Raw genomic sequence first — 23,152 nt, forward strand, 5'->3', positions numbered from 1 at the left:
AAGGCAATGTTGGCATCCATACTCATACTACTCGCCGCAATAGGAGTGATTGGTGCCAACTCGTTGTTGCTGTCGCCATTGGTAACTGCAGTCGGCACCGACCTTGGTGTCAGCGCTGCTCAGGTTATGCAGGCTGCCAGCGCATATGGTTTGGGTGTAGCTGCAGCTGCGTTGGCCTTGGCCCCACAGGGAGACAGAATCGGCGCAGGCCGCGTGCTGCGTGCTGCTCTGATCGTGTTGGCACTAGGCTTGGCAGCCAGTGCGGCATCTCCAAATGTGCTGGGTTTGATAGTAGCGCAGGCTGTATGTGGGCTTGCAGCTGGTGCTGCCCTCCCGTCGATCTACACCTTGGCCGTTACAATTGCCCTGCCCGGCCGTGAATCCCAGACACTGGGCGCGGTACTGACCGGCTGGACCGTGTCACTGGTGCTAGGGGTCAGCTTAGGTGCCTGGATTACTGACCTACTGGGTTGGCGCGCGGTTTACTGTGCCTTGGCGCTCTGCGCAGCTCTGCTTTGGCTGACCAGCGCCAAGCTCCGTCATTTGGGTAACACGGCTGCACGTGCAACCTCGCCGCTGACCGCCCTCAAAGTGCCCGGAATAACCCGCGGGTTACTTGCCACCGCGCTACTTATGCTCGCCTTTTATGTCACCTATTTCTTCATCGGCGCGCATGTCACTGTCGATTTGGGACTCAGCACAACACAGGCAGGCTTGGTGCCCCTGTTCTACGGAATTGGCTTTGGGTTGGCGGTCTTTGCTGACCCGCTGCTTGACCGCCTGGGGATGGCCCGCGTTACCGCGCCAGCCTTTCTCGCCATTACGCTGGTATATGGCGCCATGATCATTCTGTCTGGCACATTCTACGGGCTACTGGCCGTGGCTGTTGCCTGGGGCATCACCCAGCATTTTGGATTGAACTTGGTTGTGGCGCGCCTGACCGCGCTGGACCCGTCACAACGCAGCGCCATCATGGGCCTGTTCAGCACAGTTACTTATCTATGCATCTTTGCGGTGCCCGTCCTAGGCGGTCTGGCCTATGCCGGTTGGGGGCTCGTTGGCTGTTTAACGGTGTCTGTGGCGCTCTGCCTGATCGAAACTGTCGAGGCACTTAGCCTGCGACGTGTTACTTCCACGGCCCACGCTGCGCCAGACGTGCCTGCTTAGCCGCAGGGCCGGTATCAACTGGGGGTGCAGCGGTCTGGCTATCAGCCGGACGCCCCTTTCCCGCCTTCGACGCCGCATTGATGCCAGCGCCAATACCGAAATTCACCGCCCGGCGCACCAGCTGCCGAACAACCATATTGATGATCGTGTTCATATTCATAACGCAGTTCCCATTGCTTTCGCTAAAACTTACCAGTGAATTAAGACGATTTAGAGGCCATCGCGCGCATTAGTCTTCAAACAGTTCCGGCTGCTCTTCATCTTGGTCATCAAGATCACCAAGTTCGGTAGTGCCCGGTGGCGGACGGTTCTCAAGCAAGCCAGCCGCGCGCAGCTCTTTCAGCCCCGGTAGATCTCTCGCGCTCTCAAGACCAAAGTGATCCAGGAAGTGAGGTGTTACGACAAAGGTCACCGGGCGGCCCGGTGTCATCTTGCGACGGCCCAGTCGGATCCACTCCATTTCCATCAGCTGATCAATAGTACCGCGTGACACAGAAACACCGCGGATTTCCTCAATCTCGGCGCGGGTGACGGGCTGATGATAGGCAATAATCGCCAAGGTTTCGGTTGCAGCGCGGCTTAGCTTGCGGGTCTCAACCGTTTCTTTCTGCATCAGAAATCCAAGGTCGCGGGCCGTGCGCATAGCCCAACGGTCACCAACACGCACCACTTGCACACCGCGACCCTCATATTTCTTGCGAAGATGCGCCAAGGCCTCGGCAGGATTGCAGCCATGGGGCATGCGGGCCTCAAGATCGCGAATGCTTATCGGCTCGGCGCTGGCAAACAGGACCGCTTCAACCATGCGCTCTTGTTCGGCCATCACAGGCGCGTCAAACAGGCTTTCGGCGCCCTCTTCAGGATCGACAATTCGGTCTTCCATCAATGATCCTCGCTGCGACTTCGCAGTTGAATGGGGGCATATGTTTCAGATTGCCGCACCTCAAGTTTCCCTTCTTTAACCAGCTGCAGCGCCGCTGCAAAGGTTGCCGCTGTCGCAGAGCGGCGTTTCACCGGGTCGCTGTGCCACCCATCGGGCAGATAGCTTAGCATGTCAGTCCAGCTACCGGTAAAGCCAATCAATCCGCGCATCCGCTCCAACGCCTCTTCCATGGTGAAAACCGATTCCCGATCCAGAACAAAGGGGCGAAAGTCGTCACGGGTGCGAATACGCGCATAGCCCTGCATTAGATCCAGCAAGGTGGCACTATAGGTTACGGTTTTGATGCGAGTGATGTCTTCAGCCTGCCCACGGGCAAAAAAGTCACGCCCCAATTGGTCCTGCGCCATCAGCCGCGCAGCAGCGTCGCGCATGGCCTGCAGGCGTTCCAACTGGAACGCTAGGTGCGCTGCCAGTTCTTCGCCCGAAGGGCCTTCTTCGCCCGGTTCAGGCGGCAATAGCAATCGCGATTTAAGGAAGGCCAGCCAAGCGGCCATCACCAAATAGTCTGCGGCCAATTCAATCCGCAGCACTTTGGCACGTTCAACAAAAGAGAGATATTGCCGCGCCAATTCCAACACGGAAATTTTGCGCAGATCAACCTTTTGAGTGCGCGACAGGCTAAGCAGCACGTCAAGCGGGCCTTCGTACCCGTCGACATCCACAATAAGCGCTTCGGCCGCCAGCCTTTCGGCCACCGATTGCGCAGTCTCCTGAAACAGATCGTCAGCCATATACCAGTCCGCCCATTAGGGCAGATAGTTCCTCTTCGGCGACGTCAATGTCAAGTTCTACGGGAGTTTGGCGCGCATCAAGGGCGCGTTGGGCACGGATTTGAGCCGCTTCGGTCATCTCACCGGCGGCTTGGGCAACCGCGGAACGGTCGGCAAGTGGACCATTGCAATACAGCGCAACATCACATCCTGCATCCAGCGACGCGCGTGCCATTTCCGCGGGCGTGCCCTGAAGCGCCTTCATCGAAATATCATCGGTCATAATTAACCCGTCAAATCCGATTAGATCGCGGATCAACTGGATCATGACTGGGGAGATCGTGGCAGGAACAGGATCGATCGCCTCGTAAACCAAATGGGCCGTCATCCCCATCGGCAGATCGTTCAACTGGCGAAAGGCTTCAAAGTCGCTGGCCGTCAAGGTGGCCAAATCGGTGTCGACATGTGGTAGGCTAAGATGGCTATCGAGTGTAGATCTCCCATGCCCCGGCATATGCTTTAGCACCGGCAACACGCCACCATCCAGCAGGCCCTGCGCAGAGGCTCGACCTAAGTCGGTAACGGTATCAACATCACCGCCATAGCAACGGTTTTTCAGGAAAGCATGGGTGCCGTCACCTGCGAGGTCCACCATTGGGGCGCAGTTGCTATCGATGCCCAAGGCACGCAATTCATCTGCAATCAAACGATACCGCAAATACATAGCCCGCGCGACTGGCTCCAAATCAACCGAAGGCGCAGCCTGGGCCACAGCCCGTTCAACGTGATCCAGTGGCGGCATCCATTGCCGGGCCAGCGGCGGACGCAGACGTTGAACCCGTCCGCCCTCTTGGTCGATTGTTACAGGGCAGTTGCGGCCCACAGCATTGCGAAAGTCATCGCACAGCGCCCGAATCTGGTCCGGGGTATCGATGTTGCGGGCAAACAGGATAAACCCAAATGGGTTTGTATCGCGAAACAGAGCTGTTTCCTCGGCCGTCAGCCTCAGGCCTTCGGCATCAAGGATGGTGGCCCCGAACCGCATCAACGTGTGGTCACGGGAATGCAGTCCGCATTTCCTGCGACAAGAATTGCACAGAAACGGCGCGCGTCTGACAGATCATCAAAACCCATTGCCCGCAGGCGATAGAACGAACGACCACCTTTTTCGGCCTTCTGAATCACGCGTTTTTTGCCGTCCAGGTAGTCCGAGAACCGACCGTGGATACGATCCCATTCAGAGCGCGCGACATCTGCGCTGTCATAGGCCCCAAGCTGTGCCAGGCGGGTGCCAACAGGAAGGCTACCAGCATCGACGTCTAGCGCCGCGTTGATTTGGGCCGCTGAATTAGAAGCAGGTGCAGACGGGAACCGGGCCGGACGCACCAAGGGGCGCAGCGAGACCTTTACGCCGGGGGCATTTAGAACTGTTGGCGAAGCACTCTCGGTCACAGCAGGCTGCAGCGGTGCAGGCTGAGTGATAACCGGAGCAACGACCGAAGCCAAAGTTGCGGAAGCTTCGCTTGTTGTTTCAGTCAACGGTGTAACGCCTTGGGTCAACTCAGCGACCAGAGCGTTGATTTCACCACTCTGATAGGCCGCGACAGCCTCGTCTGAGACCGCGTCGCCCTGCACCGCTACGACCTTAGGTGCTTCGGTGATCGCAACTTCGGCAACAGGAACATCATCATCTGTCAGGGTCAAAGACGCCGGCGCCAAGGTCAATCGATCGGCTGGATCAGCGGCGGTTCCATTGGCGGCAACTGCATTGACGGCCAACCCCTGATTAACAGCGGCCTGACCACCAGGGTTATCTGGTTGGATACGCATCGGCCCTTCAAGCGAGCGCACAACAGGAACACCGCTCACATCACGGGCAACCAGTTTGTAGCCCCAAACGCCGACGCCAACGATCAGCGCCAACGACGCCACGGCGCCCAACATGCCAAGTGCCTTGGCCATCCCACCTGAATGGGCTGCAGGCGTGCTGTAGCTTGCCGCCTGCTGTTGGCCCTGTTCATAGGCTTGGGGATCGTATTGTTGATACTGCTGTTGGTGCTGCGCACCATAAGATGCCCCCTGTGAAGGGGTCGCACCCTGAAGAGAATAAGCCTGGCTACCGCCAGCTTGCGCGCTATACGCCATGTCCGCCTCACTGCCCATTTAATGCGTCATTGCGCATTGTTGGGTCTCTAGAACTGCCTCAGGCCGACGTTGTGCGCGATTTTTATCGCATCTCCTGCGCCGGTTTCACCCCTAGAATACCCAAACCAGCAGAAATAACAATCGAAACGGCCCGGGCTAGCGCCAAATTCGCATGTGTTGCCGATTGGCTGCTCGTGTTAACAAAACGTAAATTTTCGTTAGATTTGCCAAGATGATACAACCCGTGCAGATCTGAAGCCAGGTCGTAGAGATAGAAGGCAACGCGATGAGGTTCATGCGTCCGTGCGGCGATTTCCACTAGGCGCGGCCATTCAGCCAGCTTCTTGGCGACCGACAGCTGTGAAGGATCTTGCAGCAATGTAAGGTCCGCAGCTTCAAACGTGGCATCATCGGTATTGATACCCTCGTCCGCAGCTTTTCGCAAAGTCGAACAAATCCGGGCATTTGCGTACTGCACATAGAACACTGGGTTGTCCTTGGACTGCTCCAGAACCTTGGAGAAATCAAAATCCAATGTTGCATCGTTTTTACGGGTCAGCATCACAAACCGGGTCACATCCGGGCCAACCAGATCCACCACATCGCGCAGAGTGACAAAAGTCCCTGCCCGTTTGGACATCTTGAATTCCTGACCATCCTTGAACAGCTTCACCAACTGGGTCAGCTTGATATCCAGCGGCACTTTGCCATCTGACAGCGCAGACACAGCGGCTTTCAGGCGCTTAACATAGCCACCGTGATCAGCACCAAGAATGTCAATCAGCATGTCAAAACCACGATCAACCTTGTCATAGTGATAGGCGATATCCGGCGCGAAATAGGTCCAGGCACCGTCAGACTTCTTGACCGGACGATCCACATCGTCGCCATGTTCTGTAGATTTGAACAAGGTCTGCTCACGCGGCTCCCATCCTTCGGGCTTTTTGCCTTTTGGTGGCTCCAGCACGCCTTCGTAGATCAAGCCCTTGTCGTCCAGCTCGGCAATGGCGGCCTCGATCCGGCCTGTGCCATACAGCGATTTTTCGGAATAGAACGTATCCATCACCACGCCCAGTGATTTCAGGTCGGCGCGGATCAGGTCCATCATCGCATCTGTTGCAAACAGGCGTACGTCCTGTAGCCAGACATCCTCGGGCTGGTCAATGTAAGCGTCGCCGACTTTCTCCTTCAGCGCCTCGCCGGTCTCGATCAAGTAGTCACCGGGATAGGTGCCATCGGGGAATGCAACTTCTTGACCGTGTGCCTCGAGGTACCGCAAGTAGACCGAGCGGGCTAGAACATCGACCTGTCCGCCGCCGTCGTTGATGTAATACTCGCGGGTGACGCCATATCCGGCAAAGTCCAGCAGGCTGGCCAGCGCATCGCCAAAAACCGCACCTCGGGTGTGGCCCACGTGCAGCGGGCCGGTTGGGTTGGCTGATACGTATTCTACGTTGACCTTGATGTCTTTGCCCATGTCCGAGCGGCCAAAGTCCAGCCCGGCGCTGAGAACGGATTTCGGGATGCCTTGCCAGATCGACGGCGCCAAACGCAGGTTCAAAAACCCAGGTCCAGCAACTTCGGCCGAGGTGATCCGATCATCGGCCGCCAGCTTGGCAGCCAAGGCCTCGGCAATATCGCGTGGCTTCGTTTTGGCAGGTTTCGCCAGAACCATCGCCGCATTGGTTGCCATATCGCCATGGGCCGCATCTCGCGGAGGCTCGACCGCGACATTTCGCAGATCCAGGTCTGCGGGCAGGCTACCCTCGGACGCCATAGCGTCGAGGCTTTCAATCACAAGCGAGCGAATATCTGTAAACAGGTTCATGTCTGGCGTCCCATTGGTTCAGAGATGCGACCTACCATGCCCAGCCCAAGGGTCAATAACCTATAGAGCGATCCAAGCCCGCTGAGTGGCAGTTTTAACCCTTACTTGCTGACTTCCAGCCCCTTGATCAGCCTCTGATGCTCTTGCAGGGCAAATCGATCGGTCATCCCAGCGATATAGTCCGACACGATCCGGGCCAGCGCTGTTTCACTATTGGCGGCCTGAACTTCGGGATGCCAGCGTTCGGGCATGTGCAGCGGGTTTTGCTGGTAATACGGGAATAGTGCCTCAACCACTTTGGACACTTCAGAGCGTTTCACCATGACCGAGGGGGCCCGATACATACGGGTGAACAAAAAGGCGCGGATCTCTTTGAGCTCGATCCAGATTTGATCCGAGAACTGCACCACCGGGTGATCCAGCGCCCGCACAGCCTCGACACTTTGTACGCAACTGTCCTTTATCAGCGCCCGGGAGGTATTGATCACATCCCCAACCATTACACCGAACACACGTCGCAGCGCCTCGTGTCGCAGCCGATTACTGTCTAGCCCGGGATACAGCTCATCCACTTTGGCATAGGCGGGGCCAATCATCGGCAACTGGGCGATATCCTCATCGCTAAACAACCCGGCGCGCAGACCATCGTGCAGGTCGTGATTGTTATAAGCGACATCATCCGCCAATGCGGCCACCTGAGCCTCGGCACTGGCGTGAGTATGTAATTCAAGGTCGTGGATCGCATTATAGTCCGCCAGCGCATAGGGCAGCTCTCCCACGACAGGGCCATTATGCTTGGCAATCGCCTCTAATGTCTCCCAGGTCAGGTTTAACCCGTCAAATTCAGCATAATGGCGCTCCAGCGCAGTCACGATGCGAATGGCCTGTGCGTTATGGTCAAACCCGCCATAGGGTGACATCAGCTCATGCAGCGCGTCTTCTCCGGTGTGACCAAAGGGCGTATGGCCCAGATCATGGGCCAGTGCGACAGCCTCTGTCAGCTCTTGGTTCAACCCCAACGACCCGGCAATGGTCCGCGCCACCTGCGCCACCTCGATCGAGTGGGTCAAACGTGTGCGATAGTTGTCGCCTTCGTGTTCCACAAACACCTGGGTCTTATGCTTTAGCCTGCGAAAGGCGCTGGCGTGGATGATCCGGTCACGGTCCCGTTGGAACGGAGAGCGAAAACTGCTCTCTTCCTCATTGACCAGACGGCCTCGGATATTATCGGGGTTCGAAGCATAAGGCGCATGCATATGTAATCTTTTCCTTTGAAAATCTTGTCGCCTGGCTTTCACCTTTCTATATAATGATCTGCGCCGCAACTGATGTGTTTGGAGATAGGCATGCAACTACCGCCGAAAGTTACCGATCGTGCCTTTGCTCGACTGGCCGAGATCGGTGCTGCCGATCAGGGACAAGTCCTTCGCATTGCTGTTGAAGGTGGAGGCTGTTCCGGGTTCCAGTACGAAATTGCTTTGGATGATGCCAAAGAGGACGACCTGGTACTCGAAGGCCAAGGCGAACAGGTTGTCGTTGATTCAGTCTCGCTGCCATTTCTGGAAAATGCAGTGATCGACTTTACCGAAGCACTGATTGGCGCCCGGTTCACCATAGAAAACCCCAACGCCACCTCTAGCTGCGGCTGCGGAACATCATTTTCCATGTAAGCGGTGCTGGTTATCCAAAAGCTGCTCCTGCACGGGCAAACCCGGCAAAGAAGCTCTCAAAATGACTACTGCTGTTCTCGGCCGCACACAAAACGTTATGCGCATCCTCGCTCAGTCCTGAAACCAGATGACGCCGCATAACGGGCCAGTCAGCACTGCGGCTTTCGCTTAGATCGAATAACATCCGTGACATCTGCCGTAACGGTCCAGATTGGTGTGAGCTCTGCCGGACCTGAATTGGTCCAGGCACCACCGGCTGGGTAAAGCTCGCGCTATTTGTTGTGCCCATCAGCCAGTTGCAGACAAAGTAATCGTGGTACAAGTCATCCATGAATTCCGCTGTTCCACCCGACAGGACAAATCCAGCGGTCTGGCGCTGCAGCCAGGCCATCCATTCGACTGGTGGCTGCATTTGGGCATAGATCATGGCAATGCAAACCTCGGCCAGCAGATCCGAGTTTTGTTCAAGATAGGCCAGCAGACCTGCATACTCGAGACTAACCATTGCATCTGGTGCCAGTTCGGGGTCACGGCGGCCATATTCTGAAAGATAGAAAACGATATGTGTCAACTCATATGCAGCTTTCTTATTTGGAAGCGCAAATGTTTCAGAGCGATTGATAAACTGATGCAGGCGCTCTACCAATCCTTTGGTATCAGCGACACCACTCACACCGCGACGTTGCAACAGGCGATGGGCTTCAGCGCGTTGAAGGTCAGACAGTTCAGCCTCGGCCAAACCCCGTTTGTGGATCCAATGGGCGATCTCTTCGCCTTTGTGTCCGGGCAAGCCCAGATCCTCGAGATCCAGACAGATCGACAGAATGAAACGATAATACTGTTGGAAGAAACACACCCGGCTTTGGATTTCACTGTAGAAGCCAGCCAGTGGTTGCAACTGGTCTTCGCCCAGCCCCGCCCCGGTGCATTCCAAAATATTCAAAAGCTCGGCGTTTTCCTTTAGCCAGAACACATCATCCATAGATCTGCGATGCTGTGCAAAGGTTTGTATCAATGCTGCGTGTTGCTGCGCAGGCTGGGGTTGCGGGGCCGGCATCTTTAGATGAATGACATTGGACATTTTGCCCTCCGGTTCACGTTGAATGATCACAAGATGCCGCCCCTGCAATAGGGAACGGTGGTGTTTAGCTGCCGGACGAGAACATTTCGGTTCCCTCGCCTTCGGTGGTCAGTTGCAAGCGAACCGGCGCTGAACCTGATGAGAACAGCTGAGTTCCTTCCCCTGCCAACGTGCCCGCCGCAGCAGTCGGAGCAGAGCCGGAAGAGAACGCCCAAGTTGCCTCACCGTCCAGCGCATCGGCGCTCATTTCAGGACGCGAACCTGACGAAAACAAAGCGATACCTTCACCGTCAAACAGGCTGTGCGTGTCAGTTGCAAATTCACCTTCGAGGCCAGTGGTTTTAAGTAGAGCGGTCATGACAGAAACTCCTTGTTTAATTGAATGATGGTAAGCAAGCCTTGCACGCAAAAAGAAATTCAGAAACACCGCGCCACCCCTGAGGTTGTTGCTGCTTTGCCATTTTGCAGAAAAGCACGACGCAAGTGACTGAATTAAAAACTCAATAAACCACCACAAAATCCACTAAGCACTTATACACAAAGGAAAAAATGCAAAACAAATCTAATCTACTCACGGTTGATTTTGCGATTCTTCATCAACCAAAAGGAGCCACCCTCCGAATCAATCTCGCCGTTAGCCACCCTCTTGCTTGCCCCGGACGCCAACTTCGGCAATAGATCACTCCTAGCCTCAACAGGAGACCAGAGATGAAAATTGCCACCTTTAACATTAACGGGATCAAAGCCCGTTCATTGGCTCTTCCTGCATGGCTGGACGAGGCACAGCCAGACGTGGTTTTGCTGCAAGAAGTTAAATCAGTGGACGAGCTGTTCCCGCGCGAGATTTTCGAAGAACGCGGTTACAACGTCGAAACCCACGGACAGAAGGGCTTCAATGGCGTGGCCATTCTGTCCAAGCTACCACTGGAAGACGTAACCCGGGGATTACCGGGCGATGATGACGATGTTCAGGCGCGCTGGATCGAAGCAACCGTGGTTGGCAAGCAGGCGATCCGGCTTTGCGGGTTGTATCTGCCCAACGGCAACCCAGTCGAACTGCAAGAAGATGGCTCACCAGTGCCGGGCGGCAAATATGACTACAAGCTGCGCTGGATGGAGCGGCTGCAAGCGCGCGCCGCCGACCTGATGGCCCAAGATGCCCCAGCCCTGATGGCTGGTGACTACAACATCATCCCTCAGGCCGAAGACGCCAAACGCCCCGAAGCCTGGGTTGACGATGCCTTGCACCGGCCAGAAAGTCGCGCCGCCTTCCAACGCATTGTCAATCTTGGCTTTACCGAGGCCTTCCGCGCCCGTCACCCTGGCCCGGGCCACTATTCGTTCTGGGATTATCAGGCCGGAGCATGGAACCGCGACGACGGCATTCGCATCGACCACTTCTTGCTCACCCCACAGGCCGCTGATCTGCTGATGGATTGCCAGATCGACAAACAGGTCCGCGCGGGAGAAAAGCCGTCTGACCATGTACCTGTTTGGGTCGAGCTTGATCTGTAACTAGAGCTAAATAGTCAGCCCGATGTTTTTGTCACATCGTGACGGTAAATCCAGTCGTACTGGCTCACCATCTTTTGAGGGGCAAATCGACCGGCAAGTTTCAGTATCTGATGCGCGGGCCAGGCCAATGGTGCGCGCAGGTGGTACTTCCAGGCGTTACCGTTGGCAGCTTCTACCACCTTTACTGTACGATCATAACGTTGCTGTTGGTAGGATTGCAGCCCGGTTTCATAGTCCGGCACACCAACCAACGCGCCACATAGCGCCCATGCGTCTTCCAACGCCATATTTGCCCCCTGCGCCATGAATGGCAGGGTTGGATGAGCCGCGTCTCCCAAGATGGCCACGCGATCTTTGTACCACTGTGTTGCCACCGGATGACGGAACAGCCCCCAGAGCCGCACCTCCTCTACCGCTGAGAGCAGCCCGGCTGCCGTTCCACCAAACTCGCGGAAAGCAGCCCGCAGATTGGCGGGGTCGTCTTCGTGGTTCCAGCCTTCTTCCGCCCAGGCGGACCGCTCCTGAGCCGCAACAATGTTGACTAAATTGCCGTCCCGCAGCGGATAGGCCACCAGGTGTTTCTTAGATCCCATAAAGACCTGCGCTTCGGGCGGCAGGTTCATCACATTGGGCACGGTCGCCCGCCAGGCGACCTGCCCGGTAAAGAATGGCTGGCCTGGGTTGTTAAAGGCCTTGCGGGTTTTGGAATGAAGACCGTCAGCGCCAACCACCAGATCACTGTGGCACTGATCACCATTGGTCAAATGCACCACAGGCGACGCCCCCGGCTCTACCCGCTCGACCTTTTGCAGCAACCGCACCTGCACACCAGCTCGCCGAACCGCATCAACAAGAATAGATATCAGATCCGAACGGTGCACAAAGTAGTACTTTTGATCCGCAGCGTACTGATCGAGATCTAGGCGAACCACCTGACGACCTGAGCGATAATGGCGCAATACAACGGAACGCGCCCGCTGCGAGCACCAGGCCAAATCGTCGTGCAATCCCAGAGCAGACAGAACTGCGACCCCATTGGGGGTGATCTGCAGGCCAGCCCCAACTTCCGAGATTGCGTCAGCTTGCTCAAGGACCGTGATCTCGGCACCTTGTAACCGCAATGCCAAAGCAGCAGTAAGACCGCCGATTCCGCCGCCAATAACAGTGATATTTTGACCTGTAAGTTCCATCACACCTAACCGTGTCTATGCATACCCCACATAAACGAAAAACGCCGGGACAACAGGCCCCGGCGTTGATTGTTTTTTTGGAACTTAAACTGAGTTAGTCGTCGCGATGAACTTTTTCACGACGTTCGTGACGTTCTTGCGCCTCAAGGCTCATGGTGGCGATTGGCCGGGCGTTCAAACGCTTCAGCGAAATCGGTTCACCTGTCACATTGCAATATCCGTATTCACCTTCGTCAATACGGCGGATCGCTGAGTCGATCTTGGAAACCAACTTGCGCTGGCGATCGCGTGTCCGCAATTCCAAAGCACGATCTGTTTCTTCACTGGCACGGTCGGCAACGTCCGGGATATTGCGGGTATTGTCCTGCAACCCTTCGATTGTATCGCGACTGTCAGCCAGAAGATCCTGCTTCCAGTTCAACAACTTGCGTCGAAAATATTCCAATTGCCTATCATTCATGAAAGGCTCATCTTCGGCCGGTCGATAGTCATCCGGCAGAAACACTTCTTGCTTCATTTCGGCTCCTTCGGTCTGGCCATGAATGTCGGTCATAGTGCACTCCCAAACATTTGGCCGCCCCCTCTGACGCAGCATTTATCTGCTCCACTTCGGATTGTCACTACACAATAGTAACTGTACTGGGTTAAAAGCTCCGTAACAGAGACCGATCAGCAACTCGTCTGCAAGCAAGGTAGGAATAATATGCGTTTTCAGGGCACTAAAGACTATGTTGCAACCGACGACCTGAAAATCGCGGTAAATGCAGCGGTAACACTTGAGCGTCCCTTGTTGGTCAAAGGGGAACCTGGCACCGGTAAAACAGAACTGGCCCGGCAAGTTGCCGACTCTCTGGGTTTGCGGATGATCGAGTGGAACGTTAAGTCAACAACCCGCGCCCAACAAGGCCTGTATGAGTACGATGCCGTATCGCGGCTGCGAGACAGCCAGTTGGGCGATGAACGTGTCAACGATGTAAAAAACTACATCAAAAAAGGCAAGCTTTGGGAAGCCTTCGAGACCGATGAACGGGTTGTTTTGCTGATCGATGAAATCGACAAAGCAGACATCGAGTTTCCCAACGACCTGCTGCAAGAGCTCGATAAGATGGAGTTCTTTGTTTACGAGACCGGTGAAACCATCCGGGCCAAGCACCGTCCGATCATGATCATTACCTCGAACAACGAAAAAGAACTACCCGATGCCTTTTTGCGTCGCTGCTTTTTCCACTACATCCAGTTCCCGGATGCCGAGACGATGAAGAAGATTGTCGAGGTCCACCACCCCGGCATCAAACAGGCCTTGCTGACAACGGCGCTAACTCAGTTCTACGAAATTCGCGACACCGCTGGTTTGAAAAAGAAACCGTCGACATCCGAGGTGCTGGATTGGCTCAAGCTGTTATTGGCTGAAGACCTGTCTCCAGAAGATCTGGCCCGCGATGGCTCAGATGCATTGCCCAAATTACACGGTGCTTTGTTGAAAAACGAGCAAGATGTTCACCTGTTTGAACGCCTCGCCTTTATAGCGCGTGGCAAGCGCTAACCATTTGGTCAGCTTGTCAGCCCAAAGTCGCAATGGCACCATGTGGAAATGGGCGCAGATAACCCATGTTTAGCCGCTGAAAGATCCAACCATGACCGGCCCTGTAACGATCCGCGCTCTGCGCCAAGAAGACCGTCCTGAATGGGCAGACATGTGGTTCGACTATCTCGCGTTCTATGAAACTAGGGTTGCGGATGCTGTCTATGACAGCACTTTTACCCGGCTAATTGGCGACGATCCGCAAGATTTCTCGTGCTTTGTGGCCGAACAAGACAACCGGTTGGTTGGCCTGACCCACTTTCTGTTCCATCGTCACGCCTGGACCTTGGACAATACCTGCTACCTGCAAGATCTGTATGCCCGCCCGGAAACACGCGGCACCGGAGTTGGTCGCGCTTTGATCGAAGCTGTCTACAAAGTGGCCGACCAAAAGGGCAATGGTTCGGTCTACTGGCTTACACAAGAGTTCAATCACACAGCGCGCAAGCTCTATGATCGCATTGGCAAACAAACCCCGTTCCTCCGGTATCAGCGGCCATGATCCGTCGTGCGGTCATCATTGGGTGCTTGGCACTGGCCGGCTGTGATACGGTTCCGCTAGAACAGCCGCCAACACGTGCTCAGATTGCCGACAGCTCGCTTCCCCCGGTCAAAAATTTCTCGACCCCGCGCCCGGTGCCTCCTCAGAGATCAAATTCGGACATTGCGCGTGATTTTCTGGACCTTCACTTCAAGCTGGAGGGCGGCAGCGATTTACCCGTTTTCACTCGGTTCGAGGGGCCTATCACCCTGCGGGTCACTGGAAGGCCAACCCGAAATCTAAATTCGGACCTGTCCAATTTGCTGGCGCGCCTACAACGAGAAGCTGGTATTGATATTCAGCGGGTTAACAGTGGCGCCGCAAACATCACGATTGAAGCCGTGAGCCGCGATGACATTCGCAAGGTTCTCCCCAAGGCTGCCTGTTTTGTGGTCCCCAACGTCAGCTCGCTGGCCGAGTTTCGACGTAACAAACGTAGTGCCAGCACCAACTGGTCGCAATTGCGTCAGCGCGACAGGCTGGCCATTTTCCTACCCAACGACGTCAGCCCCCAAGAGGTCCGTGACTGCCTGCACGAAGAGTTGGCGCAGGCGATTGGCCCGCTCAATGATTTGTACAGGCTGCCGGATTCAGTGTTCAACGATGATAATGTGCACACCGTTCTTACCGGTTTTGACATACTGGTTCTACGCGCCACCTATGCCCCTGAATTGACCACCGGTATGAGCCGCGCCGAGGTGGGGGCGCAGTTGCCTGCAATCCTGTCGCGCTACAATCCCCAAGGAAACGCTGTACGCTCAGCCCCCTTGCCTGAAACGCCCCGCGATTGGATCAATGCTGTAGAGACCGCCTTGGGACCAGGCACAAATATCGACCTACGCAAGAAGGCAGCGAACCAGGCGACCACAATTGCTCAGTCCCAAGGTTGGCGAGATCACCGGCGCGCCTTTAGCCACTATATTCTCGCCCGGATGATCCAAGCCTCAGAGCCCGCTTTGGCGCAGAGACATTTCAACACAGCAATGCATTATCTCAAAGGCTCTTCCAGCACCGAGCTGCATCAGGCTTTGGTTGCCACGCGTATGGCAGCCTATGATATCACTCTGGGCCGTAGCCAATCGGCGCTGGCCATCATAAATCCAAGTGTTTCAACCGCAGCCAGATATGAAAACGCTGCCCTGTTATCGACGTTGATGCTGCTACAGGCTGAAGCACTGGAAATATCAGGTCAATACGATGCCGCTAAATCGGTCAGACTGGACAGTCTGGGATGGGCACGTTACGGCTTTGGCTCGGATTGGTCAGTTCGCGCCAAGATGAACGAAATTGCGGCCCTGCGCCCAAATACTTAAACGAACGGACAACTCATGATCGTAATTGGTGGCTTGGTCATCGGCGCCCTATACGGCATCTACTCAGCAAAGAAGCGTGGCGGCAAGCTGGGCGACATCCTGCAATACGCGGCAGTCTATGCCATCATGCTGGGACTGGCAGGTATGCTGCTCACCATCGTGGTACATCGCATGGCGGTCTAACCCCATGTTTCAGCCTTTCTTTGAGAACCTTCGCAATGCCTCGGTGCCGGTTTCCCTGCGTGAATACCTGACGTTTCTCGAAGGGCTGAAGGCCGGTCTGGCCACCTATGATATCGAGTCCTTCTACTTTCTGGCACGTGCCTCGATGGTCAAAGACGAGCGCAATATCGACAAGTTCGACCGCGCCTTTGCCGCAACATTCGAGGGACTAGAGGCCATCCCTGCTGAGGCAGTAATGAATGCGGTCGACATTCCCGAAGAGTGGATCCGCAAGATGGCGGAGAAACACCTGTCCGAGGAAGAGCGCGCCGAGATCGAGGCTCTGGGGGGCTTTGACAAGCTGATGGAAACGCTCAAAGAACGCCTGAAAGAACAAGAAGGCCGCCATCAAGGTGGCAGCAAGTGGATTGGTACTGCAGGCACGTCGCCCTTTGGTGCCTATGGCTATAATCCCGAAGGCGTGCGCATCGGCCAAAAGGAAAGCCGCCACCAGCGTGCCGTCAAGGTCTGGGACAAACGTGAATTCAAAAACCTGGATGGCGATGTCGAACTGGGCACCCGCAACATCAAAGTCGCCCTGAAACGCCTGCGCCGCTGGGTACGTCAGGGCGCAAATGAAGAGCTGGATCTGGACAATACCATCCGCTCGACCGCTGAACACGGTTATCTGGACGTGAAAACCCGGCCCGAACGCCACAACGCGGTCAAGGTGCTGCTGTTTTTGGATGTGGGTGGATCAATGGATCCGCACATCAAGGTGGTCGAAGAGCTGTTTTCGGCTGCGCGCACTGAGTTCAAGCATCTGGAGTACTACTACTTCCACAACTGCCTGTACGAGGGCGTGTGGCGAGACAACGCTCGACGTTGGGATGCACAGATCCCCACTCGCGAAGTGCTGCGCACCTATGGCTCTGACTACAAATGCATTTTTGTCGGCGACGCCTCGATGAGCCCCTATGAAATCGCCTATCCCGGCGGGGCTAATGAGCACTGGAACAAAGAGGCCGGCCAGGTCTGGCTGCAACGCGCTCGCGATCAGTGGTCGTCGAACCTGTGGATCAACCCGGTGCCCGAGAAACACTGGGACTACACCCATTCCATCGGCATGGTCCGCGAGATTTTTGAGGATCAGATGGTGCCGATGACCCTGGCTGGGCTGGAAAAGGGCATGAAAGAACTGACCCGCTGAGCTCAAGGCCTGTCTCGGAATGCAGAACTGGACAAGACGCTGCTAAATGGGGAAATATGCAGCCAAAGTAGTGAGATAGAGGCCTCTATATGCTAATGCGATTTCTGAAACGGCTGGTTTCTACCTGTGCATTGGTCCTCTCGATCTCTCCTGCCTTGGCGGATAGTCCGCTTGAGCAAGCCATAGAGCTTTGGCTTGAGGGGGATGACATCTACAGCCTGTCGATCATGTCCAATCTCGCCCGTGACGGAAATGCAGATGCGCGCCTTCTGCTTGCGCGCATAGAAACCACTGAGCTGGGGCTTTCCCCCTTTCGCATGTCGCTGCCCTCCGAACAGTCCAAACATCTGTTCCGCGCACCTGGGAATGGCGACCTGGCCAAAACCTGGCTGAGCATCGAGGCAGAGCTGGGCAATCCGCTGGCTCAAACGCTTCGGGAGGCAGCGCAACCAGAGCCAAGCCTTGCCGTCATCCAAGAGCTTGCAGCTATGGGAGAGTATCAAGCCACCGACCACCCCACCCGCATTCTGGCGCTTTATGGCGCAGCGGCCGAGAAGCAGGAGCTGCAAGAGGCACCCTTGCTTCTGGATGACCTGCGCCCCTATCTGGCCTACCTTTCAGATCAGCCGGAACCACGTGGGGATGGCCTGGCCGCGCTGCGTCACATGACTAGGCAAGAGATGTCCGAATTGAACGCAGAAACACCCGGTGCCTTGGGCATGGCTGAACTTCTGGCCCTGGGCTATGGGTATGGCGACCACCACAGCGACAATCCCTTTCGGCCAGAGGTGGAGAACTGGGTCATGACCGCTACATCGACACGCCCGATTAGATCCCTCTGCCAGTCGCACTGTAGTGATGAGGCCACCCAATGCGCCTTTGCCTTTATGGCCCTGTCGGGGGGCTATTACGAGGCGATCCGCTATGACAGCCCTTTGGAACAGCGCATTTCCCAAGAGCGTTTTCTGTCCAGCCCTCGCGCCCAACTGATGGTCTTGCGTCGCACCGCCATGGCGCGGGCTGAAACCAACCTGAAATGGCTGGGTGAGGTTGATGAAATTGCTGAGATGTCGCAGTGCGCCGCCGAGCTCGTGAAGAACCAGCGCAACCAATTCGACTGATAAAACAAGTTTTTTCGGCTCTGACCTCTTGTTTCCCAGCAGCCGGGTTTTTAGCTAATCAGCCGATATGACTGATAGCAAAACCATAGTTGGCCCGATCCTGATCCTGGATGATTTCCGTGATGCAGACATGCAGTGCGCGGCAATTTTTGTTACCGCATCAGGCGATGCCCCATCTGCCATCACGGCGAATGGCCAAGACTACAAGCCCGAACTGATCGCACGTTATTCAGAGCACGACGTCTACCGCACAAGGTTTCCGCTGCCGACAAATGAGGCCTGCGCGTACCAATGGAACGGTACAGTTTATGCAGTGCAGGCCAGTTTCAACCAGGATCTACGGATTGCCTATGTGTCCTGCAATGGTGAAGAAATTGGCGATCTGGATCGAAAAGGATCGGAACGTAACGCCATGTGGGCGCGGATGTGTGACGAACACCGGCAAGAACCATTTTCGTTGCTCTTGCATGGCGGTGATCAGGTCTATGCGGATGAAGTAACCCACGGCCACCCGCTGAGCGAGGACTGGCCTGACAAGCTGCCACGTGACCCATCGCGCGAAGATCTGGCCAGCCTGCGTGACCACCTGCGCGAACGGTTCCTGAAGCGCTACCTGTCGATCTATTCCTCACCCGAATTTGCCTGGATCGCCGCACGTGTTCCATCGCTGATGCAATGGGACGATCACGACATCTGCGACGGCTGGGGGTCACTGCCCCGGTCCCGCACCTATTCTCCGGTTGGGCAAACGCTCTTTGCGGTTGCACGTGAAAGTTTCCTGACCTTTCAGCAAGGGGTGAGCGAACAGGATCTAGCCTCCCGCTTTCAAGATCCAGACGGCGCACATCTGGGCTGGTCGGTGCAGGTTCCCGGCCTGCGCATCATTGCCCCCGATCTGCGATCCGAACGCACCCGGCGGACTGTCATGTGGAAAGGCGGTTGGAAAGCGATGGCAGACGCGACCAAGGCCGAGTTTGCCGGGCGCACCCTACTGATGTCCAGTGTGCCATTGCTGGGACCGCGCTTGTCCCTGATCGAAATGATCATGGTGCTGATCCCCAAGATGCAAAAATACGAGGATGACCTGCGGGACCAATGGCAAAGCCGAGCCCATCGCGCGGCCTGGCGGCGCATGTTGCGGCTGGTTCTCAAAATGGCCCAGAACGATGGCCAACAGGTCACGGCCCTGTCAGGCGAAATCCATTTGGCCACCCGAGCTGAACTGCGGCTGAATGACAATGACATCATGCACCAACTGGTGGCCTCGGGTATTGCACATCGCGCACCGCCCAAGGGTTGGGCCAGAATACTGGGAACCCTGGCCTGCTTGGGCGAAGATCCCCTCCCCGATCACCCCATCGCAATTCGCCGCATTCCCGGTCAAAACACTAGATACGTTGCTGAACGCAACTATCTGATCCTAGAGCGCCGTGCCGACAACTGGACCGCAACCTGGAACTTTGAAACCAGCGGAAAATCAACACCGCTATCGATCTGATCCGGAATTTACGAAAATTCCAGCCAATTTTCTTCGAAGAAAATCGCTGTTCAATTGCCGCTTAAAGCTCAGGCTCCCTCACCTCTTGCTTTGCGTCTTCAACCCGCCCATATCTAAATCATGTTACGTTTGATGCCCATTCTATTGGCGGTTGCCTATGGTCTTGTGATGTACCGGATTTCGATCTGGCGCACGCACAAGGAATTGGACAACCGCTCCACCGAGCTCGCTGATCCACGGTTGAAGCGACTAACCGATCGCATGGCAGCTGCGCTCGAGATCCCACGAATCCCTGTGTTCATCTACGAGATTGATCCGGTTAACGGGCTGGCGGCGCCGGATGGGCGGATTTTCATCACCCGTGGTTTCTACCGCAAGTATCAGAATGGTGAAGTCTCAGGCGACGAGCTGGCCTCGGTCATAGCCCATGAACTAGGCCATGTGGCGCTGGGGCATGCCAAACGACGGATGATCGATTTTTCGGGGCAGAACGCGTTGCGAACCGCTTTGATGATTATCCTAGGTCGGTATATTCCCTTCATCGGTCCCTGGATCGCGGGCATGCTGACGTCATTAATCGCTGCGCGACTGTCCCGTTCCGATGAGTACGAGGCTGATGAATATGCCGCAGCGCTGCTGACCAAGGCCGGGATCGGGGTTGAGCCGCAGAAAAACCTATTTCTAAAACTGGAAGAGCTGACCCAGTCCCGCGCAGGTATGGCCCCGGCTTGGCTGATGAGCCACCCAAAGACCGAAGAGCGGATCGAGGCACTGGAGCGGCTTGAGATTAAATGGGCTCGCTCCTGAGCTGCGCTCGGTCTCGTGCAATGGAGGCGCTTACCCCGCCAGCGCCTTGGCCAATCTTGGCAGGCGGGCTTTTTTCAGCAAGGGGCGGATCTGCCAGTCCTCGCCCGAAAGCCGGATGGCCTCATCCAAGACCTTTTCTCCTAACTGTGCCATGCCATCAGGGTCCTTGAGCCAGATGTCATAAAGCAATTGATCAGGGCCAAGACGCTGCAAACCTTCTTCGGCAAGGATATTACGCGGAAAGTCCTTGTTGTTCATCGTGACGATGGCATCAGCCGAACCGGAAATGGCTGCGGCCAAAACATGGATATCCGCCACATCCGGCAACCATAACCGCGCCTCTAGCCCTGGTGCAGGGGGTAGTTCGGCCTGGGGCCAGTTGGCGCGGATCAGGGCAATCTCGGCACTGGCTTGAGCCGCTCCTACCGGCCCAAGTTTGACCGCTGCACGCTCCCACTCGCCCAAGATCCGCGCCGACCACAGCGGCACAAAATGACCCAAGCGCGCCGCACCCAGCAACACTTCACGCATCACTGTTGGGTACAGCACACAGGTATCAAGCAGCAATTTCACCGGGTTATCCCTTAGTCGAGCCGGAAGAACACGGCTTTCAGATAGCCGCTTTCGGCCAGCTGCGGCAGTTGCGGGTGGTCCGCGCCAGCATATCCAGTGTGGATCAGTTGTGCCGAACGCCCTGCCCGACCGATGCCACGTGCCGAAGCACCGCGGAACTTGCTAAGGTCTGCCGCGTGACTGCACGAACACAGGCCAAGAAATCCACCGGGTTTGACCAGTGGAGCTGCCAGTTTGGCGATGCGTTCATAAGCGCGCAAGCCCGCCTCAAGCGCGGGTTTGGATGGCGCAAAAGCCGGTGGATCACAGATCACAACGTCGAACATCTCACCTTCGGCTGCCAGCGCGGCCAGCGTGTCAAACGCATCGCCCTGACGGGTGGTCATTTTATCGCCAAACCCACTTGCCACAGCGCCCTTTTCAGCCAGCGCCAATGCCGGGGCTGAACCATCAACACAAAGAGCACCGCCAGCACCGCCAGCAAGCATCGCCAATCCAAAGCCGCCAACGTGCGAGAACACATCCAGCACGCGCGCACCAGGAGCAGCCAGTCGGGCGGCAAACGCATGGTTGGGGCGCTGGTCGTAGAACAACCCGGTTTTCTGACCACCAGTCAGGTCAGCCATATAGCTGGCCCCGTTCATTTGCACCGCAATTGGGGCGTCAGGTGCTGCGCCATGCAGCACCATGTTTACATCATCCAGCCCTTCCAGGCTGCGGGTACGTCCGGCGGCATTCTTGAGCACTACATCGACGCCAGTTACGTTGATCAGTGCCTGAGTGAGCAGCTCAATATGCGCCTCGGCCCAAGCCGCGTTAGGCTGCAGCACGCAGGCGTCGCCAAAACGGTCAATCACAATTCCGGGCAATGCGTCCGCCTCTGCATGAACCAGTCGGTAGAACGGTGCATCAAACAATTGCTCGCGCATCTGCAAGGCGCGGGTCAGACGGGCCTCAAACCAGTTCAGATCCAGCTCGGCCTCAGGATCGCGGTCCAGCATCCGGGCAATGATTTTGCTATCGGGATTGACGGTCACCAGCCCAAGTGGCGTGTGCACTTCGTCTTCAAGCACCGCCAGTGTTCCGGGGGCAAGTTTACGAGTACGCCGATCAGTGACCAGTTCATTGGCATAGACCCAGGGAAACCCGTGCCGGATGGCGCGGGCATTGGATTTGGGTTTCATACGGACGCGGGCGCGCTGGGACGCAGAAGAGGAGGCTGTCATGGCCCCCTCTTAGCGATATCCCTGGTATAGGGAAAGGCCCCCCGGCCCCCACCTTACATGTTGTTAAGCATCTGCATGAAGCCCAGCTTAGCGTTCTGGTATCCTTCGGGGCTGGTCAGCTCCTGCTGGATCACCGCTGCCAGATGTTCGCTAATCCGAACTTTCTGTGTCTCGCCGCGTGCCATCGCATCCAGCGCTTGCTGGCCACCAAAAGCCTTGAGGTCTGCGCGTACAGACCGCACTGGCATCAACAGCTCGCCGGTTTCAGGATTTTTCACTGTCATATCAAAGGTAATGGCATGCACACCACCAACTGAATAGCGGGCCTTTTCAGTCAAGGCGTGAAACCGGGTGACCTGAACGTCCAGCACAACAGGAACGTCACCATTCAGACCGGCGACACCACGCTCCATTGCGGCTTGAACAATTGTCTGCACCTGCGAATGGCGATCTCCGGCAGGATCCTCGCGCCAGACAATGTCACCGCGTGGCAAGTAACGATTGGCTTCTGAAACCTTCAACTCACGCGGCACCCGAACCAGAACCGAGGTCACCCGTACCGGCGCAGTCGCGCCCAACGCATCCACTGCAATCACCGGAGTGATATCTGACGGGATCAAGATCGGTTCCTCGGGCATCTGCTGTTCATACCCAGGCAGCGGAGCAACCTGCCCGCTGGGCAAAAGCTCAAATGGCGCATTGCGCGATGGGACATCCACGCTTGCACAGGCCGAAACTGCCAGCCCAAGGCTCAACATCATGAATTTGCGAAACAAGGTCATCGGTTTGCTCCTATCAATGGCCGGATATTCGGCCTTAGTGGTCAAACACAATGTCGCGGCCAATCAGGGCAACTTTGAGACAAACTTC

General features: G+C 56.2%; 25 protein-coding genes. 11 read left to right on the top strand and 14 right to left on the bottom strand.

Features of this window, described 5'->3' with window-relative positions:
• The first annotated feature begins 6 nt into the window (after window positions 1-6).
• Window positions 7-1,167: an MFS transporter gene (locus AC2T28_RS11025; protein ID WP_486749047.1), complete on the top strand. Its 1,161-nt coding sequence runs from the start codon at window positions 7-9 to the stop codon at window positions 1,165-1,167.
• Here AC2T28_RS11025 and AC2T28_RS11030 read toward each other — a convergent pair.
• From AC2T28_RS11030 to AC2T28_RS11060, 7 genes are all read right to left on the bottom strand, one after another.
• A complete protein-coding gene (locus tag AC2T28_RS11030; RefSeq protein WP_486749048.1) occupies window positions 1,127-1,327 on the bottom strand; it encodes a hypothetical protein in 201 nt (66 codons plus the stop codon). The two genes, AC2T28_RS11025 and AC2T28_RS11030, sit on opposite strands and share 41 nt — an antisense overlap.
• Before the next feature lie 69 nt (window positions 1,328-1,396).
• Window positions 1,397-2,050, bottom strand: coding sequence for an SMC-Scp complex subunit ScpB (gene scpB, locus AC2T28_RS11035; protein ID WP_486749049.1), 654 nt, complete (start codon window positions 2,048-2,050; stop codon window positions 1,397-1,399).
• Entirely contained in the window at window positions 2,050-2,841 is a 792-nt protein-coding gene (locus AC2T28_RS11040) for a segregation and condensation protein A (RefSeq protein WP_486749050.1), read from the bottom strand. Before AC2T28_RS11040 ends, scpB begins: the two co-directional genes overlap by 1 nt.
• Entirely contained in the window at window positions 2,834-3,865 is a 1,032-nt protein-coding gene (gene nagZ, locus AC2T28_RS11045) for a beta-N-acetylhexosaminidase (protein WP_486749051.1), read from the bottom strand. The genes AC2T28_RS11040 and nagZ overlap by 8 nt, the downstream gene beginning before the upstream one ends.
• Window positions 3,865-4,965 (bottom strand): SPOR domain-containing protein, encoded by a 1,101-nt coding sequence (locus AC2T28_RS11050; protein ID WP_486749052.1) that lies wholly within the window; start codon window positions 4,963-4,965, stop codon window positions 3,865-3,867. The genes nagZ and AC2T28_RS11050 overlap by 1 nt, the downstream gene beginning before the upstream one ends.
• An 82-nt stretch (window positions 4,966-5,047) precedes the next feature.
• On the bottom strand, window positions 5,048-6,793 hold the full coding sequence (gene argS, locus AC2T28_RS11055; RefSeq protein WP_486749053.1) for an arginine--tRNA ligase: 1,746 nt from the start codon (window positions 6,791-6,793) through the stop codon (window positions 5,048-5,050).
• A gap of 101 nt (window positions 6,794-6,894) precedes the next feature.
• Window positions 6,895-8,049 (bottom strand): deoxyguanosinetriphosphate triphosphohydrolase, encoded by a 1,155-nt coding sequence (locus AC2T28_RS11060; protein ID WP_486749054.1) that lies wholly within the window; start codon window positions 8,047-8,049, stop codon window positions 6,895-6,897.
• Window positions 8,050-8,139: 90 nt separating this feature from the next.
• Here AC2T28_RS11060 and AC2T28_RS11065 point away from each other — a divergent pair, with 90 nt between their 5' ends.
• Entirely contained in the window at window positions 8,140-8,463 is a 324-nt protein-coding gene (locus tag AC2T28_RS11065) for a HesB/IscA family protein (protein ID WP_486749055.1), read from the top strand.
• Window positions 8,464-8,473: 10 nt separating this feature from the next.
• Here the strand turns inward: AC2T28_RS11065 and AC2T28_RS11070 are convergent, their stop codons facing one another.
• Window positions 8,474-9,544, bottom strand: coding sequence for a DUF6902 family protein (locus tag AC2T28_RS11070; protein WP_486749056.1), 1,071 nt, complete (start codon window positions 9,542-9,544; stop codon window positions 8,474-8,476).
• A 64-nt stretch (window positions 9,545-9,608) separates the two neighbouring features.
• Window positions 9,609-9,902 (bottom strand): hypothetical protein, encoded by a 294-nt coding sequence (locus AC2T28_RS11075; protein ID WP_486749057.1) that lies wholly within the window; start codon window positions 9,900-9,902, stop codon window positions 9,609-9,611.
• A 350-nt stretch (window positions 9,903-10,252) separates the two neighbouring features.
• Between AC2T28_RS11075 and xth the strand changes: the two genes are divergently transcribed.
• A complete protein-coding gene (xth, locus tag AC2T28_RS11080) occupies window positions 10,253-11,059 on the top strand; it encodes an exodeoxyribonuclease III (protein WP_486749058.1) in 807 nt (268 codons plus the stop codon).
• 14 nt (window positions 11,060-11,073) lie between these two features.
• Here xth and AC2T28_RS11085 read toward each other — a convergent pair whose 3' ends face one another.
• Window positions 11,074-12,249 carry an FAD-dependent monooxygenase gene (locus AC2T28_RS11085; protein WP_486749059.1) on the bottom strand — a complete coding sequence of 392 codons (1,176 nt, stop codon included), beginning with the start codon at window positions 12,247-12,249 and terminating at the stop codon, window positions 11,074-11,076.
• Between the two features lie 94 nt (window positions 12,250-12,343).
• Window positions 12,344-12,766 (bottom strand): RNA polymerase-binding protein DksA, encoded by a 423-nt coding sequence (gene dksA / locus AC2T28_RS11090; protein ID WP_486749515.1) that lies wholly within the window; start codon window positions 12,764-12,766, stop codon window positions 12,344-12,346.
• Window positions 12,767-12,952: 186 nt separating this feature from the next.
• On the opposite strand from dksA, the gene AC2T28_RS11095 reads away from it, so the two are divergent.
• From AC2T28_RS11095 to AC2T28_RS11130, 8 genes are all read left to right on the top strand, one after another.
• Complete coding sequence (locus tag AC2T28_RS11095; RefSeq protein ID WP_486749060.1) at window positions 12,953-13,792, top strand: AAA family ATPase; 840 nt, start codon at window positions 12,953-12,955, stop codon at window positions 13,790-13,792.
• Between the two features lie 91 nt (window positions 13,793-13,883).
• On the top strand, window positions 13,884-14,333 hold the full coding sequence (locus tag AC2T28_RS11100; RefSeq protein ID WP_486749061.1) for a GNAT family N-acetyltransferase: 450 nt from the start codon (window positions 13,884-13,886) through the stop codon (window positions 14,331-14,333).
• The gene (locus AC2T28_RS11105) at window positions 14,330-15,685 is read left to right on the top strand and encodes a DUF2927 domain-containing protein (protein ID WP_486749062.1); all 1,356 of its coding nucleotides are present in this window, start codon (window positions 14,330-14,332) and stop codon (window positions 15,683-15,685) included. Before AC2T28_RS11100 ends, AC2T28_RS11105 begins: the two co-directional genes overlap by 4 nt.
• A gap of 15 nt (window positions 15,686-15,700) precedes the next feature.
• Complete coding sequence (locus tag AC2T28_RS11110; RefSeq protein WP_486749063.1) at window positions 15,701-15,868, top strand: hypothetical protein; 168 nt, start codon at window positions 15,701-15,703, stop codon at window positions 15,866-15,868.
• A gap of 4 nt (window positions 15,869-15,872) precedes the next feature.
• The gene (locus AC2T28_RS11115; RefSeq protein ID WP_486749064.1) at window positions 15,873-17,057 is read left to right on the top strand and encodes a vWA domain-containing protein; all 1,185 of its coding nucleotides are present in this window, start codon (window positions 15,873-15,875) and stop codon (window positions 17,055-17,057) included.
• An 89-nt stretch (window positions 17,058-17,146) separates the two neighbouring features.
• Complete coding sequence (locus AC2T28_RS11120; protein WP_486749065.1) at window positions 17,147-18,178, top strand: hypothetical protein; 1,032 nt, start codon at window positions 17,147-17,149, stop codon at window positions 18,176-18,178.
• 67 nt (window positions 18,179-18,245) lie between these two features.
• Window positions 18,246-19,676 (top strand): alkaline phosphatase D family protein, encoded by a 1,431-nt coding sequence (locus AC2T28_RS11125; RefSeq protein ID WP_486749066.1) that lies wholly within the window; start codon window positions 18,246-18,248, stop codon window positions 19,674-19,676.
• Between the two features lie 120 nt (window positions 19,677-19,796).
• Complete coding sequence (locus AC2T28_RS11130; RefSeq protein WP_486749067.1) at window positions 19,797-20,483, top strand: M48 family metallopeptidase; 687 nt, start codon at window positions 19,797-19,799, stop codon at window positions 20,481-20,483.
• A 30-nt stretch (window positions 20,484-20,513) separates the two neighbouring features.
• On the opposite strand, the gene AC2T28_RS11135 is transcribed toward AC2T28_RS11130, so the two are convergent.
• Genes AC2T28_RS11135 through AC2T28_RS11145 form a run of 3 tightly spaced genes read right to left on the bottom strand, consistent with a single transcriptional unit; the run spans window position 20,514 to window position 23,064 of the window.
• Window positions 20,514-21,056, bottom strand: a complete 543-nt coding sequence (locus AC2T28_RS11135; protein ID WP_486749068.1) for an RSP_2648 family PIN domain-containing protein — start codon at window positions 21,054-21,056, stop codon at window positions 20,514-20,516.
• A gap of 11 nt (window positions 21,057-21,067) precedes the next feature.
• Window positions 21,068-22,282, bottom strand: a complete 1,215-nt coding sequence (locus tag AC2T28_RS11140; protein ID WP_486749069.1) for an RSP_2647 family RNA methyltransferase — start codon at window positions 22,280-22,282, stop codon at window positions 21,068-21,070.
• Between the two features lie 53 nt (window positions 22,283-22,335).
• On the bottom strand, window positions 22,336-23,064 hold the full coding sequence (locus AC2T28_RS11145; protein WP_486749070.1) for a DUF6778 family protein: 729 nt from the start codon (window positions 23,062-23,064) through the stop codon (window positions 22,336-22,338).
• Window positions 23,065-23,152: the final 88 nt, after the last annotated feature.

Source organism: Parasedimentitalea nitratireducens (assembly GCF_057444295.1).

What these genes read in the sequence shown, in the direction of transcription:
- AC2T28_RS11115 (WP_486749064.1), top strand. Translation starts at nt 15,873, where the DNA reads ATGTTTCAGCCTTTCTTTGAGAACCTTCGCAATGCCTCGGTGCCGGTT.
- AC2T28_RS11145 (WP_486749070.1), bottom strand. Translation starts at nt 23,064, where the DNA reads ATGACCTTGTTTCGCAAATTCATGATGTTGAGCCTTGGGCTGGCAGTT.
- AC2T28_RS11070 (WP_486749056.1), bottom strand. Translation starts at nt 9,544, where the DNA reads ATGTCCAATGTCATTCATCTAAAGATGCCGGCCCCGCAACCCCAGCCT.
- AC2T28_RS11100 (WP_486749061.1), top strand. Translation starts at nt 13,884, where the DNA reads ATGACCGGCCCTGTAACGATCCGCGCTCTGCGCCAAGAAGACCGTCCT.
- AC2T28_RS11105 (WP_486749062.1), top strand. Translation starts at nt 14,330, where the DNA reads ATGATCCGTCGTGCGGTCATCATTGGGTGCTTGGCACTGGCCGGCTGT.
- AC2T28_RS11040 (WP_486749050.1), bottom strand. Translation starts at nt 2,841, where the DNA reads ATGGCTGACGATCTGTTTCAGGAGACTGCGCAATCGGTGGCCGAAAGG.
- dksA (WP_486749515.1), bottom strand. Translation starts at nt 12,766, where the DNA reads ATGAAGCAAGAAGTGTTTCTGCCGGATGACTATCGACCGGCCGAAGAT.
- AC2T28_RS11050 (WP_486749052.1), bottom strand. Translation starts at nt 4,965, where the DNA reads ATGGCGTATAGCGCGCAAGCTGGCGGTAGCCAGGCTTATTCTCTTCAG.
- xth (WP_486749058.1), top strand. Translation starts at nt 10,253, where the DNA reads ATGAAAATTGCCACCTTTAACATTAACGGGATCAAAGCCCGTTCATTG.
- AC2T28_RS11140 (WP_486749069.1), bottom strand. Translation starts at nt 22,282, where the DNA reads ATGACAGCCTCCTCTTCTGCGTCCCAGCGCGCCCGCGTCCGTATGAAA.
- AC2T28_RS11075 (WP_486749057.1), bottom strand. Translation starts at nt 9,902, where the DNA reads ATGACCGCTCTACTTAAAACCACTGGCCTCGAAGGTGAATTTGCAACT.
- AC2T28_RS11060 (WP_486749054.1), bottom strand. Translation starts at nt 8,049, where the DNA reads ATGCATGCGCCTTATGCTTCGAACCCCGATAATATCCGAGGCCGTCTG.
- AC2T28_RS11025 (WP_486749047.1), top strand. Translation starts at nt 7, where the DNA reads ATGTTGGCATCCATACTCATACTACTCGCCGCAATAGGAGTGATTGGT.
- argS (WP_486749053.1), bottom strand. Translation starts at nt 6,793, where the DNA reads ATGAACCTGTTTACAGATATTCGCTCGCTTGTGATTGAAAGCCTCGAC.
- AC2T28_RS11065 (WP_486749055.1), top strand. Translation starts at nt 8,140, where the DNA reads ATGCAACTACCGCCGAAAGTTACCGATCGTGCCTTTGCTCGACTGGCC.
- AC2T28_RS11130 (WP_486749067.1), top strand. Translation starts at nt 19,797, where the DNA reads ATGTTACGTTTGATGCCCATTCTATTGGCGGTTGCCTATGGTCTTGTG.
- AC2T28_RS11030 (WP_486749048.1), bottom strand. Translation starts at nt 1,327, where the DNA reads ATGAATATGAACACGATCATCAATATGGTTGTTCGGCAGCTGGTGCGC.
- AC2T28_RS11125 (WP_486749066.1), top strand. Translation starts at nt 18,246, where the DNA reads ATGACTGATAGCAAAACCATAGTTGGCCCGATCCTGATCCTGGATGAT.
- AC2T28_RS11085 (WP_486749059.1), bottom strand. Translation starts at nt 12,249, where the DNA reads ATGGAACTTACAGGTCAAAATATCACTGTTATTGGCGGCGGAATCGGC.
- AC2T28_RS11120 (WP_486749065.1), top strand. Translation starts at nt 17,147, where the DNA reads ATGCTAATGCGATTTCTGAAACGGCTGGTTTCTACCTGTGCATTGGTC.
- AC2T28_RS11095 (WP_486749060.1), top strand. Translation starts at nt 12,953, where the DNA reads ATGCGTTTTCAGGGCACTAAAGACTATGTTGCAACCGACGACCTGAAA.
- AC2T28_RS11110 (WP_486749063.1), top strand. Translation starts at nt 15,701, where the DNA reads ATGATCGTAATTGGTGGCTTGGTCATCGGCGCCCTATACGGCATCTAC.
- nagZ (WP_486749051.1), bottom strand. Translation starts at nt 3,865, where the DNA reads ATGCGGTTCGGGGCCACCATCCTTGATGCCGAAGGCCTGAGGCTGACG.
- scpB (WP_486749049.1), bottom strand. Translation starts at nt 2,050, where the DNA reads ATGGAAGACCGAATTGTCGATCCTGAAGAGGGCGCCGAAAGCCTGTTT.